This is a genomic window from Massilia agilis, assembly GCF_024756255.1.
Lineage (GTDB): Bacteria > Pseudomonadota > Gammaproteobacteria > Burkholderiales > Burkholderiaceae_D > Telluria > Telluria agilis.
In genome coordinates this window covers 822,912-834,594 of sequence record NZ_JANUHB010000001.1, presented here as the reverse complement: position 1 = coordinate 834,594, position 11,683 = coordinate 822,912, and the positions used below count along the sequence as shown (strand labels likewise).

Here is an 11,683-nt window from a genome sequence, read left to right as displayed (position 1 = left end):
ATGGCAGAGGGCGACGCGGCAGCGCAAGTGGTCGAGAAGGTGGTGTTTGTCGGCGCGGAATCGACCGGCAAGTCCACGCTTGCTCAGCACCTTGCGCGCGAGTTCGACACGGTGTACGTGCCCGAAATCGGGCGCTTCATCTGGGAAGAAAAGAAGGGGCAGCTGAATGTTGACGACTACGTTGACATCGCCGTCAAGCACCGCCACGCCGAAGCGGAGGCGGCGGCACAGGCGCGCCGCTACCTGTTCGTGGACACCAGCGCGCTCACGACCCTGCTGCTGGGCTACTGCTTCGGCCACATCCAGCAAGCGCCCGAAGAGTTGTTGCGCTATGCGGACGACTGCAAGCAGCGCTACGCGCATCACTTCGTGTGTGCCGACGACATCCCCTACGAATACGACCCGGCGCGTGAAAACGAGGAATGGCGGGGGCGCATCCAGAAGCTGGTGCTGGAAGACCTGGACGCGCGCGGCATTCCCTACACCATCGTGACCGGCACGGTCGAGGAGCGCGCGGCCCAGGTGCGGCGCGTGCTCGAAGCACGCTGAAGGCCCGCGATGACGCCAAGGCCGCAGCGGCTGCGCGACATGAAGGGACTGGGCCCGCGCTGCGAGCAATGGCTGCCGCTGGTTGGTATCCGCACGCCCGATGAGCTTCGTGCCGCCGATCCGTTCCAGGTGTATGCGCGCCTGTTGCCGCAGGTGCCCGGGCTGGGGCTGAACATGCTGTACGCGCTGATCGGCGCAATCGAAGGGCGCAACTGGATCGACATCAAGCGTGAACGCCGCACCGAAATCCTGCTGCGGCTCGAAGACATGGGCCTGGCCCCACGCAGATCCGCGTAGCCCAACGCGTTCAACCGGTGGCGGCAGTGTCCCTATGACAGGTCTTCACGGCGCCTCACCCCGCCATGAACTCCCGCAAATGGCGCTCGATCTCAAACACATGATGGTCGAACTTGCCCAATTCGCGCAGCGCCCTGGCCAGTTCCAGCAGATACTCGCTGTTCGGCCCGCTCGGCCCGCGTGAGGCGGCGATCTGGCGTGCAATGTCGCGCTCGCTGGCCGGCCCCAGGTAAGCCGCATTCTCGTGCGTCGCAATGTACACCAGCCCCTCGGCGCTACCGGCGCCCTCGAAGCTGATCTCGGTGGCCAGGCGCAGGTAGCCGTTCTTTTCGCGATGATCCAGGTGCGCGAATTCTTCCGGTGTGACCAGGTAGGCCATCCCGTGGCACACCTGTCCGGGGTCCGGCACCAGCGTCACCACCCGGCCCGGCGCGGTCTCGGTGCCACGGTGGTCGTGCGAACCCTGCCAGAAGCGCCGCGTCCAGCCGGTGATGCTGGCCGCTCGCCGCTCGATGAAGGGGAAGTCGGCCTTGAAGATCAGCGAGCCATAGCCGAACAGCCACACGCTTTCGTGGCCGTCGAACCTGTCCATGCGCTGGTTGATCGCAATGGTGTTGTGGGACATCGTTCCTGCGTTTGCTAGAAAGGAAGGCGTATTCTAGCGCCGCCCGCGCACCAGGCGCTGGCCTTACTCGCCCTTGGCGACGAAATCGAGCAGGAAAGCAACGAACGCCTCGGCAGCCGGGCTCAAGGTCCGTTGCGGGCGCGTATGCACGAAGAACCTGCGCGTGAGCCGCGGCGCTTGCAGCTCGCGCATGCCCAGCTGGTACGGGCTCACCAGCGGCTCGGCATACGGCAGGCACACCGTCACCCCCAGTCCGCTGCTGACCATCGCCAGCGCCGTTGTCATGAACGCCACCTCATAGGCCGGCTTGAGCGTGACCTCGCGCAGTTCGCCGTGCATGTCGGCCAGCAAGCGCTCGGTGAACTGGCCCTGCAGCGAAATGAACGGATAATCCGCCAGGTCCTGCCAGGTGACCCGCTCGCGCTGTGCCAGCGGATGCCCCTTGGGAAAGACGAGCGCGAACGGCAGCTCGAACAGCAGCCGTGCGTCCAGCGCCGGCGCCGGCTCGCGCTCGGGCGCAATACCCACGTCGGCTTCGCCCGACAGCACCCGCGATGCCACGCTTTCGACGGCGCAGTCGGCCAGGCGCACCTGCACGTCAGGATGCTCAGCCTGCCATGCCGCGATCGCGCGCGGCAGTACCGTGCATGCCATCAGCTGCGGCGCGGCAATGCGCACGGTCCCTTTCTTCAGGCGCGTGTGCGCCTCAATGTTCGCAAGCGCACCGTCCAGGTCGTCGATGATCTGGCTGAATAGGGGCACCAGCTCGCGGCCGATGTCGGTGAGCGCGATCTTGCGCGTGCTGCGGTCCACCACGCGGGTGCCAAGGGCCGCTTCCAGCTCCTTGATCAAACCCGACAGGGCCGACTGCGACAAGTGCAGCAGCTGCGCGGCGAGCGTAAAGTTACCGGTCTTGGCCAGCGCGACGAAGGCGCGCATCTGGCGCAGGGTTGGATTCATAAGATAATCCGATAAATCGGGCGGAAAATACTGTTTGTATGATAGTCCGTTTTGTTCTTTAATGGCGGCAACTAACTGCATGAAGGAAACGCCATGAAACTCGCCACCCTCAAGACCGGCGGCCGCGACGGCACCCTGGTCGTCGTCAGCCGCGACCTCGTGACCTGCCAGCGCGTGCCGCACATCGCGCCCACGCTGCAGGCGGCACTGGACGACTGGGAGCGCGCGGCCCCGCGACTGCAGCAGGTGTACGAGGCGCTCAACGGCGGCAACGCGCCCGCGGCCGAGTCCTTCCTGGAAGAAGAAGCGCACTCGCCGCTGCCGCGCGCTTACCAATGGGCCGACGGCTCGGCCTACATCAACCACGTGGAACTGGTGCGCAAGGCGCGCGGGGCCGAGCTGCCGGCCTCGTTCTACACCGACCCGCTGATGTACCAGGGCGGTTCGGACTCCTTCGTCGGCCCGTGCGACCCGATCTGCGTGCTGTCCGAGGACTGGGGCGTGGACCTGGAGGCCGAGGTGGCCGTGATCACCGGCGACGTGCCGATGGGCGCCACGCCCGAGCTGGCCGCAAGCGCGATTCGCCTGGTCATGCTGGTCAACGACGTCTCGCTGCGCAACCTGATCCCGGGCGAACTGGCCAAGGGCTTCGGCTTCTTCCAGTCCAAGCCGGCCAGCGCATTTTCGCCGGTGGCGGTCACGCCGGACGAACTGGGCAGCGCCTGGCGCGACAGCAAGCTGCACCTGCCGCTCCTGGTCACACTCAACGACAAGCCGTTCGGCCGCCCCAACGCGGGCGAGGACATGACCTTCAGCTTTGCCCAGCTGGTCGCGCACGCCGCCAAAACGCGCGAGCTGGAGGCCGGCAGCATCATCGGCTCGGGCACGGTGTCCAACAAGCAGGGCAGCCTGCATGGCTCGAGCATCGAAAACGGCGGCGTGGGCTATTGCTGCCTGGCCGAGGTGCGCATGTACGAGACGATCGAGCGGGGCGCGCCCGCAACGCCATTCCTGCGCTATGGCGACAGCGTGCGCATCGAGATGCTGGACGCGGAAGGCTCGAGCATCTTCGGCGCGATCGACCAGGAGGTCGCGCACTACCACCGGAGGACCGAATGAAGCTCTACACCTACTTTCGCAGCTCGGCCGCGTACCGGGTGCGCATTGCGCTGAACCTGAAGGGGCTCAAGTACGAGGCGGTGCCGGTGCACCTGCTGCGCGGCGGCGGCGAGCAGCTGTCGGACAACTACCGCAAGATCAACCCGAGCGCGCTGGTGCCCGCCCTGCAGGACGAGCGCGGCACGCTCACGCAGTCGATGGCGATCCTGGAATACCTCGAAGAGACCCATCCCGACGTGCCGCTGCTGCCGCCTGACCCGCTCGGGCGGGCGCGCGTGCGCGAGCTGTGCCAGATCGTCGCCTGTGACATCCATCCGCTCAACAACCTGCGCGTGCTGCGCTACCTGGTGCACACCGTCGGCGCGACCGAAGAGCAAAAGACCGAGTGGTATCGCCACTGGATCAGGGAGGGGCTGGCGTCGCTCGAGGGGCACCTGGCGCGCGACCCGGGCGCTGCCGATTTCTGCCACGGCGAGACGCCGACGCTGGCCGACTGCTTCCTGGTGCCGCAGGTGTTCAACGCGCAGCGCTTCGAGATCGACGTGGCGGCCTACCCGAACATCGCCCGCATCAACGCCAACTGCGTCCAATTGCCGGCGTTTGCACACGCGCACCCGTCGCAGCAGCCAGACGCCGAGTAGCAGGCGTAGGGTGGGCAGCTTGTCTGCCCACGCGTTCAGGCAGCGTACGAATTTGCGCGCACGCGAGCGCAAGTTGCACGCGTCGGCGGCATACCCGCCCACCGTGCGACCGTATCACGCAGCCCGCAGCGCATCGACGATCTCCATGCGCGAAGCACGCAGCGCCGGCAGGAAGCCGCCGACGAAACCCATCGCCAGCGCGAACAGCAGCGACTCGGCCGCGATCGCCGGCGTCAGGCGAAAGCCGAACGCCAGCTCCGAGAACGACTGGAAGTTCGTGGTCGAGAACGACACCAGCTGCATGGCCGACGCGCACGCCAGCCCGGCCAGGCCTCCCACCAGGCCCAGCATCAGCGCCTCGACCAGAAACGCTGCCAGGATGCTGCGGCGCTGGAAGCCCAGCGCGCGCAAGGTGCCGATCTCGGCCACGCGGTTGGCCACCGATGCATACATCGTCACCGTCGCGCCGATCACCGCGCCAATCGAGAACACCACCGACAGCGTCATGCCGAGGATGTTGATGAAGGTGGACAGCGCCTTTGTCTGGTCCGAGTAGTAGGCCTGCTCGCGCTTGGCCTCCAGCGTCAGGCGCGGGTCGGTTTCGATATCCTTCTTGAAGCGCTCGAACTGCGCGCTGTCGGCCAGCCTGAGCACGATGGACGAGTAGCTCGGCCGCCGGAACGCCTGCATCAGCTGGTCGGCGTCACCCCAGATTTCGGAGTCGAAGCCGCTGCCGCCCGCATCGAACAGCCCGACCACGTTCCACTCGCGCTGGCCGAAGCGCATGCGCTCGCCAAGGCCCGCGCCATTGAAGCGCCGCGCCACGCCGGCGCCCGCCACGATTTCGGAAGAGCCGGCCCGGAACATGCGCCCGGCCACCAGCCGTACCTGCGGGCGCAGTTCGAGCGCGTTTGGCCCGACCCCGCGGATCAGCACATTGGAACGCTGGCTTGATTCGCGCTTGTCCAGCGAGATCAGCACCACCGTCTCGCGCGAGGCCAGCGGCAGCCCCTCGCGCGTGAGCGCCACCGCCGGGTGGCTGATCGCCGCATCGGCCTGTGCGCGCGGGACCGAGCTTTGCACTTCGGTCTCGGACGAGCTGCGGATCAGCACCACGTTGTCGTATTCGCCCGTGGTCACCATGGTGTCGTGCAGCCCTTCGTTCAGCATCAGCACGGCCGCGAACACGAACACCACCAGCGCGAGCCCGGCGGCGGTGAGCATGGTGGTCAGCCGGCGCGACCACAGGTTGCGCGCGACATAGCCAGGGGGGATCCTCATGCCACGCTCCGCAGGCCATCGACGATGTTCACGCGGATCGCGCGCACGGCCGGCGCAATGGCCGCGACCACGCCGACCGCGATGGCGGCCGCAGCCTGCATCAGCACCGTGAGCGGCGCGACCTCGAACACCGGGAACAGCGTGCCCATGCGCGCAGCGAACGCGACCGCCGCGGGGTAGAGCAGGGCGATGCCGAGCAAGCCGCCCGCGCTCGACAGCAGCAGCGACTCGCCGACGATGAGCGAGCCTACGAAGAGCGGCCCGAAGCCGAGCGCCTTGAGCGTGGCATATTCCGACAGGCGCTCGCGTGCGCTCATCGCCATGGTGTTGGCCATCACGGCCATGATGATGAGGATGACGACATAAGACACCAGCCGTATCGCAACCACGATCGCATCGGACATCGACACGAACGAGAGCTGGAACGCCTTCTCGGTTTCGGTCAGCGTTTCGGCCAGCGAGTTCTTGAAGGTGGCATCGATGGCGGCGCTCACCTCCGGCGCCTGGTCGGGACGCGTGATCTGCACCACGTACACGCCCACCTGGTTGGCGCGGCGCGGCGTGGTCTTGAGCAGGGTCTCGTTCAGGTAATCCCAGTGGAAGAACATCTGCGTGGTCACCGTGCTCGGCGTGCGCCCCTCGTAGATGCCGCGCACCACAAAGTCCCACTGGCCGGGAAAGATCGTGCCGCGCAGCGGGATCACGTCGCCGATCCTGAAGTGGTACTGGTCGGCCAGCTTGCGCCCGATGATGGCGCCCTTGCGGTCGCGCAGGAAGGCCTTGCGCTGGTCCGGCGGCAGGACGAAGTCGGTGTAGATGTCGAGGTAGCTTTCGCCGGACACGGCCAGCTGCGGGAAAAAGTTCTTGGGGTCCTGGTACACGCCGCCGAACCAGTTGGCCCAGGCCACGCGGCGGGTGCCGTCGATGGCGCGGATCTTGGCCGCGTACGACAGCGGCAGCGGGAACACCAGCGAGACCGCGTTGCGCGTGATGAGCGTGGTGTTCGATGCCGCGTTCGCGCCCGCGTACCAGGCCTTGACCACGGTCTGCAGAAAGCCGAAGGCGAGGGTGGCAATGACGATCCCCACCACGGTGAGCGCGCTCCTGAGCTTGTGGCGCAGCGCGTTGCGCAGGATGAGCTTGAGCCTTTGCATGGACTACGCGCCCTGCGGCGCCGCCAGCAGCTCGCCTTTTTCCAGGTGGATGATGGTGCGCGCCTGCTGGGCCGCGTGGGCGTCGTGCGTGACCATGATGATGGTCTTGCCCAGTTCGCGGTTCAGGCGCTGCATCAGGTCCAGCACCTCGCTGGCCGAGGCGCGATCCAGGTCCCCGGTGGGCTCGTCGGCGGCGATCAGCACCGGGTCGGTGACGATGGCGCGCGCGATCGCCACGCGCTGCTGCTGGCCGCCGGATAGTTCGCCCGGCAGGTGGTCCATGCGGTCGGAAAGGCCCACCATCTGCAGCGTCATTTCGGCCCGCTCGCGCCGCTCGCGCCGCGACAGGTTCGTCAGCAGCAGCGGCAGTTCGACGTTTTCGAACGCGCTCAGTACCGGCATGAGGTTATAGAACTGGAAGATGAAGCCGATGTGCGCGGCGCGCCAGTCGGCCAGCTCCGGTTCCGACAGCGCGGTGATGTCCAGGCCGGCCACGCGCAGGATGCCACGGTCCGGCTTGTCGATCCCGGCGATCAGGTTGAGCAGCGTGCTTTTGCCCGATCCCGATGGCCCCATCAGTGCGGTGAAGTCGCCGGCGGCGACCGACAGCGTGATATCGGTCAGCACCGGCACCACCTGTCGGCCGCGCCGGTAGGATTTGGCCAGGTGCTCGATCTGGACTAGCGCCGCCATCATTTTTTCGCCTGCTCGACAGGCTCGCCGTCGGCCAGGCGCGGCGGCGGATTCAACACCACCTTCTGGCCCGGCACCAGTGACTCGACTACCACCAGGTCGCCCAGCCTGCGGCCGACCGAGACCGGCTTTTCCTGCACCTTGCGGTCGGCCAGCACGAACACCACCGTGCGGCCACCGCGCCGGGCAATGGCGGCCGGCGGCACGGCGGGCAGCGGCTGCTTTTCGCCGGGGCGCAGGGCGCGCGACAGGAAGGCCACGCGCGCGCTCATATCCGGCAGCACGCGCGGGTCCAGGTGCACGAAGCGCAGCTTGACCAGCAGCGTGGCCTTGCTACGGTCCACGGTCGGCACCATGCGCGACACCACGCCGTCCAGCCGCAGGCCAGGATAAGCGTCGAGCTGGATCTCGGCCGGCTGGCCGACCGCGATCTTGGCCAGGTTCGATTCGGAGACGTCCGCCTCCACTTCGAGCGTGTCCATGTCGGCCATGGTGACCACCGCGCCCTTTGCCTCCGCGGCCGAGGAAAAGGGCGTGATGTTGTCGCCCACGTTCGCGTTTTTGGTGAGGATCACGCCGTCGAAGGGCGCGCGGATCAGCGTCTGGTCCAGCGCCACCTGGGCCGCGCGCGCATTGGCCTCGGCCGCGGCCACCGCAGCCTGGGTGGCCTCGACGTTGGCGCGCGCCTTGTCGTAGCGGCCCTGCACGGCATCGAGCGTGGCCGGGGCGATGAAGTTCTTGGCGCGCAGCTCGGCGTTGCGGCGCAAGGCGTTGGCCGCCTCCACCTGCTCGGCCTTCGCTTGCGCCAGGTTGCCGCGCGCGACTTCGACGTTCGCCCTGGCCTGGCCGAGCGCGGCGGCCACGTCGCGGTTTTCCAGCCGAGCGATGAGCTGGCCTTCCTTGACCCGGCTGCCTTCCAGCACGCCCAGCCATTCCAACCGCCCCGTCGCCTTCGATGAGATGGCGGCCTTGCGTTGCGGCGCCACGTAGCCGGTTGCGTTGAGCACGGTGAGCGCCTGGGCCGGGTAGGCCAGGGTCACATTGACGATTTCGACCGCCGGTGGCGCCGTCCAGATGCGCAGCGCGGTGAGGGCGCCGAGCAGCACCAGCGCAGCAAGCAGCCACAGCCATCGCGGAAGTTTGCGCCGCCGCCGGGCGCCAGGCTGGGCGCCACGGTCGATCGACAGTTTGGAGAGATCCGGAGTGTCCACTTCGACAACGCGTTCATACGGTCTTGCAAAGCTGGTGGACAGCGGGGCGGTAACGAAATTCCACGCGGGCGCGGCTTTTTGACTGTTGTCTGAGACGGGCCAATGGCTTGCCTCTTGCAGGCGCAGGCGCTGCGGCGCCTGCGCTCGTACGCTGGTCAGTGCTGCGTTTGCGGGCGGTCAGGCGCGGACGGGCTGGAAATCTCGTCGAGCGCATGGTCGATGCCGGCCGAGTGCTTGGTCGCCATGTCGCCAAGCGAGACGATGCCGATCATGCGGTGCGACTGTTCGTCCAGCACCGGCACGCGGCGGATCTGGACGTCGCCCATCTGGCCGAGCACCTCGTCCACGCTCTGGTTGCTGGTGCAGGTGCGCACGTCGGTGCTCATCACGTCGGCCACGCGGGTCGATTGCGGTGCCTGGCCGGCCGCGGTCGAGCGCACCGTAATGTCGCGGTCGGTGATCATGCCGACCAGCTTGTCGCCGTCGCAGACGGGGATCGCGCCGACGTTCAGCTCGTCCATCATTTGCGCGGCATGCTGCACGTTGTCCTGCGGCGAAATGGTGCGGACGTCGCGGGTCATCACATCCTGGATCGTTTGCATCTTGGCCTCCTTCTCGATTGGTTGGCGTGCCTCGTGGGGCAGGGCGCCATCATGCACCGGATCGGGAAAGGCGGACGCATGGTTGGATGCGGCTAGCAGCGGTTGAAGACCTGGTCCAACGTTGGCGCGTCGAGCAGGGTTTCGCCCCAGTGCTGCAGGTCTGCCGGCTCCGCTTCTTTCAGGCGCTCTTGGATAGAATCCGGAAGTTGGCCAAAGCGCTTTTCGAGTTGGCGGGTCAGAAGATCGCTGAGCGCCTCCTTCCGGCCTTCTTCACGGCCACGTTCCAGCCCGCGGCGTTCAAACGAATTCATGTAGGGCATGCCACGCTCCTTCTCCAGACCGTTGATGTCATCCATGAGCTGCTTCTGAAGCCCGGGCGGGAGGTACATCATCCAGTCGATCACGCTGAACAGATCAACAATCCTTTGCTTGTCCCACTTCCGCTCGTAAAGCAGCCGAGCAAGACGGAACTTGGCATCTCGCCGTTGGACATGTTGCCCTCGCGTTTGTTGCGTGAGCAGGTGCGCAGCTGTGACGAGTGCAAAAACGTTCTCGTCGCCTAGCAGCTGCTCAAGCCGAGGCGCGAAACCGTTGAGCTTGGCCGTAGGAAACCGAATTCCCATCGCGCAACCCAGAAGGGAATAGCTAAAGCTGTCGGGCGACCACTTGGCCGAGCCATCGGCCAGCACCACGAGGCTGGCGACGGGCCGACGGTAGCGATCGTAGATTCGGTAGTTGTATATAAAAACGCGTTCGGCAAAGTTACTGTCGTAGTTCCCCTGCACGTCCACGTGCACCAGCACCCATTCCTCCGCACCGTCCAGCAGGGCGACTCGTGCCAGCTTGTCCACGCGTCGCTTGCCTGTCTCGGCGTCGTGAACAACCTGTGCCAGTTCCTGTTCGAGAAAGACATGCGGGATCGTCCAGTTGATTGCCCGATAGGCGGCTGGGAAGTAGAAGGCGATGAATTCCGGAAAGTACCTTGTCAGCGCATCCTTCCACGGGGTGTCGTAATCGTCGCTCATGCTACTTCGACCAGCCCGGCACAGCTCCGTCATCTGTCGGCCAATGATCCAGCACAGTACAATTCCCTTTTCCCTCGTCTGCCACCCCCAATGCCCGCCAGCGCCATCCCCCAGCCGATCCTGTCCGCCCTCGATCTTGCCCACACCTCCTGGCGCCCGCACCTGATCAAGGGACTGGAAGCGATGGCAAAGGCAAGCCCGGCCTACCTGCCGGCGCTGGCCGACGACCACTATCTGCCAACGCGCAACCGCCTGTTTGCCGCGTTCGCGCTGCCGCTGGAGCAGGTGCGCTACGTGCTGGTGGGCGAGGGGCCATATCCGCGCGAGGAAAGCGCGACCGGCGTCTGCTTCATGGACGGCGCGGTTGGCGAACTGTGGTGCGAGAACGGCCTGTCGAAGGCGGTCAACCGCGCCACCTCGCTGCGCAACTTCATGAAGATGCTGCTGGTGGCCGACGGCCAACTCCAGAGCGGCGATTGCAGCGGGCAGGCGCTTGCGCCCGTCGCCGCCGCGGCGCGCACCAACGGCAGCATCCGCACGCTGGCCGAACTGCAGTCCAACCTGACCGGTCACGGCTTCCTGCTGCTGAACGCGGCACTGGTTTTCCGGCCCCACGTCGCCCCGGCAGTCGAAGCCCGCGCCTGGCAGCCATTCCTGCAAACGGTGCTGGCCGCGCTGGCCGACCTTCCTGCCCCGCCGACGCTCGTGTTGTGGGGCAAGATCGCCGAGCAATTGAAGAAGCTGCCGGAAACCGCGCGCTTTGCCCAGGTCTGCGCCGAGCACCCCTACAACCTGTCGTTCATCCAGCACGACGGCATGCAAAAGCTGTTCGGCCCGATGCAGCTGTTGCGTGCCCGGTAAGAAAGAAGAGGCGGGAAGGCGGCGTCGCTGCGCCGCAGCAGGAATCGCAGGCCGCCAAGACAAAGCCGGCCGAATGCGCTATACTTGACTAAATCATTCAACTAATCGGGTTTTTATCAGCCTGCAAGGCGATCCGAATTAGTTAAAGAAACGCAATATTCTAACATCAACCGGGGTTGTGATGCGTCTGACCACCAAAGGCCGTTTTGCTGTTACCGCGATGATCGATCTTGCCCTGCGCCAGGGCAAGGGCCCCGTCACGCTGTCGGGCATCAGCCAGCGCCAGGCCATTTCGCTGTCTTACCTGGAGCAGCTGTTCGGCAAGCTGCGCCGCCATGAAATCGTCGAATCGATCCGCGGCCCGGGCGGCGGCTACAGCCTGGCGCGCCCGGCGGAAAAGGTCACCGTGGCCGACATCATCATCGCGGTGGACGAGCCGATCGATGCCACCCAGTGCGGCGGCAAGGAAAATTGCCATGGCGCCGATGCCGCCACCGGCACCCGCTGCATGACCCACGAGCTGTGGGCCACGCTGAACGAAAAGATGGTCGACTACCTCGATTCGGTCACGCTGCAGGACCTGGTTGACCAGCAAAAGCAGAAAGAACAACAGAACGTCGTGGTGGTGCACCGCAACAGCCACGCCGCCGTCGGACAAGATTGAA

The 11,683-nt window shown here is 66.1% G+C and carries 14 protein-coding genes; 6 read left to right on the top strand and 8 right to left on the bottom strand.

The window, feature by feature from the left end; genetic code table 11:
• A complete protein-coding gene (locus tag NX774_RS03825) occupies window positions 1–549 on the top strand; it encodes an AAA family ATPase (RefSeq protein WP_258820825.1) in 549 nt (182 codons plus the stop codon).
• A 9-nt stretch (window positions 550–558) separates the two neighbouring features.
• Window positions 559–846 (top strand): TfoX/Sxy family DNA transformation protein, encoded by a 288-nt coding sequence (locus NX774_RS03820; RefSeq protein ID WP_258820824.1) that lies wholly within the window; start codon window positions 559–561, stop codon window positions 844–846.
• Between the two features lie 55 nt (window positions 847–901).
• On the opposite strand, the gene NX774_RS03815 is transcribed toward NX774_RS03820, so the two are convergent.
• Both NX774_RS03815 and NX774_RS03810 read right to left on the bottom strand, forming a co-directional pair.
• Complete coding sequence (locus tag NX774_RS03815) at window positions 902–1,471, bottom strand: gamma-glutamylcyclotransferase (protein ID WP_258820823.1); 570 nt, start codon at window positions 1,469–1,471, stop codon at window positions 902–904.
• Window positions 1,472–1,534: 63 nt separating this feature from the next.
• Window positions 1,535–2,431 carry a LysR family transcriptional regulator gene (locus NX774_RS03810; protein WP_258820821.1) on the bottom strand — a complete coding sequence of 299 codons (897 nt, stop codon included), beginning with the start codon at window positions 2,429–2,431 and terminating at the stop codon, window positions 1,535–1,537.
• A 93-nt stretch (window positions 2,432–2,524) separates the two neighbouring features.
• On the opposite strand from NX774_RS03810, the gene NX774_RS03805 reads away from it, so the two are divergent.
• Together NX774_RS03805 and maiA are read left to right on the top strand one after the other, a co-directional pair.
• Window positions 2,525–3,550 (top strand): fumarylacetoacetate hydrolase family protein, encoded by a 1,026-nt coding sequence (locus tag NX774_RS03805; RefSeq protein ID WP_258820820.1) that lies wholly within the window; start codon window positions 2,525–2,527, stop codon window positions 3,548–3,550.
• Window positions 3,547–4,191 carry a maleylacetoacetate isomerase gene (gene maiA, locus NX774_RS03800; RefSeq protein WP_258820818.1) on the top strand — a complete coding sequence of 215 codons (645 nt, stop codon included), beginning with the start codon at window positions 3,547–3,549 and terminating at the stop codon, window positions 4,189–4,191. Before NX774_RS03805 ends, maiA begins: the two co-directional genes overlap by 4 nt.
• Window positions 4,192–4,305: 114 nt before the next feature.
• Here the strand turns inward: maiA and NX774_RS03795 are convergent, their stop codons facing one another.
• The 6 genes from NX774_RS03795 to NX774_RS03770 form a co-directional block, all read right to left on the bottom strand.
• Window positions 4,306–5,472 carry an ABC transporter permease gene (locus NX774_RS03795; RefSeq protein WP_258820817.1) on the bottom strand — a complete coding sequence of 389 codons (1,167 nt, stop codon included), beginning with the start codon at window positions 5,470–5,472 and terminating at the stop codon, window positions 4,306–4,308.
• Complete coding sequence (locus NX774_RS03790) at window positions 5,469–6,626, bottom strand: ABC transporter permease (protein ID WP_258820816.1); 1,158 nt, start codon at window positions 6,624–6,626, stop codon at window positions 5,469–5,471. Before NX774_RS03790 ends, NX774_RS03795 begins: the two co-directional genes overlap by 4 nt.
• Window positions 6,627–6,629: 3 nt before the next feature.
• Window positions 6,630–7,322, bottom strand: a complete 693-nt coding sequence (locus tag NX774_RS03785) for an ABC transporter ATP-binding protein (protein WP_258820814.1) — start codon at window positions 7,320–7,322, stop codon at window positions 6,630–6,632.
• Window positions 7,319–8,530, bottom strand: a complete 1,212-nt coding sequence (locus NX774_RS03780; RefSeq protein ID WP_258820813.1) for an efflux RND transporter periplasmic adaptor subunit — start codon at window positions 8,528–8,530, stop codon at window positions 7,319–7,321. Before NX774_RS03780 ends, NX774_RS03785 begins: the two co-directional genes overlap by 4 nt.
• Before the next feature lie 155 nt (window positions 8,531–8,685).
• A complete protein-coding gene (locus NX774_RS03775; RefSeq protein WP_258820812.1) occupies window positions 8,686–9,132 on the bottom strand; it encodes a CBS domain-containing protein in 447 nt (148 codons plus the stop codon).
• Window positions 9,133–9,224: 92 nt separating this feature from the next.
• Window positions 9,225–10,157, bottom strand: a complete 933-nt coding sequence (locus NX774_RS03770; RefSeq protein WP_258820810.1) for a DUF4351 domain-containing protein — start codon at window positions 10,155–10,157, stop codon at window positions 9,225–9,227.
• A gap of 90 nt (window positions 10,158–10,247) precedes the next feature.
• Here NX774_RS03770 and NX774_RS03765 point away from each other — a divergent pair, with 90 nt between their 5' ends.
• Both NX774_RS03765 and iscR read left to right on the top strand, forming a co-directional pair.
• Complete coding sequence (locus tag NX774_RS03765; protein ID WP_258820809.1) at window positions 10,248–11,018, top strand: uracil-DNA glycosylase family protein; 771 nt, start codon at window positions 10,248–10,250, stop codon at window positions 11,016–11,018.
• 181 nt (window positions 11,019–11,199) lie between these two features.
• Entirely contained in the window at window positions 11,200–11,682 is a 483-nt protein-coding gene (iscR, locus tag NX774_RS03760) for a Fe-S cluster assembly transcriptional regulator IscR (protein ID WP_258820808.1), read from the top strand.
• Window position 11,683: the final 1 nt, after the last annotated feature.

Bases quoted from the DNA above. Each gene is read 5' to 3' on its own strand.
- NX774_RS03795 (WP_258820817.1), bottom strand. From the start codon at position 5,472: ATGAGGATCCCCCCTGGCTATGTCGCGCGCAACCTGTGGTCGCGCCGG.
- NX774_RS03815 (WP_258820823.1), bottom strand. From the start codon at position 1,471: ATGTCCCACAACACCATTGCGATCAACCAGCGCATGGACAGGTTCGAC.
- NX774_RS03775 (WP_258820812.1), bottom strand. From the start codon at position 9,132: ATGCAAACGATCCAGGATGTGATGACCCGCGACGTCCGCACCATTTCG.
- NX774_RS03805 (WP_258820820.1), top strand. From the start codon at position 2,525: ATGAAACTCGCCACCCTCAAGACCGGCGGCCGCGACGGCACCCTGGTC.
- NX774_RS03825 (WP_258820825.1), top strand. From the start codon at position 1: ATGGCAGAGGGCGACGCGGCAGCGCAAGTGGTCGAGAAGGTGGTGTTT.
- NX774_RS03785 (WP_258820814.1), bottom strand. From the start codon at position 7,322: ATGATGGCGGCGCTAGTCCAGATCGAGCACCTGGCCAAATCCTACCGG.
- NX774_RS03770 (WP_258820810.1), bottom strand. From the start codon at position 10,157: ATGAGCGACGATTACGACACCCCGTGGAAGGATGCGCTGACAAGGTAC.
- NX774_RS03820 (WP_258820824.1), top strand. From the start codon at position 559: ATGACGCCAAGGCCGCAGCGGCTGCGCGACATGAAGGGACTGGGCCCG.
- maiA (WP_258820818.1), top strand. From the start codon at position 3,547: ATGAAGCTCTACACCTACTTTCGCAGCTCGGCCGCGTACCGGGTGCGC.
- NX774_RS03810 (WP_258820821.1), bottom strand. From the start codon at position 2,431: ATGAATCCAACCCTGCGCCAGATGCGCGCCTTCGTCGCGCTGGCCAAG.
- iscR (WP_258820808.1), top strand. From the start codon at position 11,200: ATGCGTCTGACCACCAAAGGCCGTTTTGCTGTTACCGCGATGATCGAT.
- NX774_RS03790 (WP_258820816.1), bottom strand. From the start codon at position 6,626: ATGCAAAGGCTCAAGCTCATCCTGCGCAACGCGCTGCGCCACAAGCTC.
- NX774_RS03765 (WP_258820809.1), top strand. From the start codon at position 10,248: ATGCCCGCCAGCGCCATCCCCCAGCCGATCCTGTCCGCCCTCGATCTT.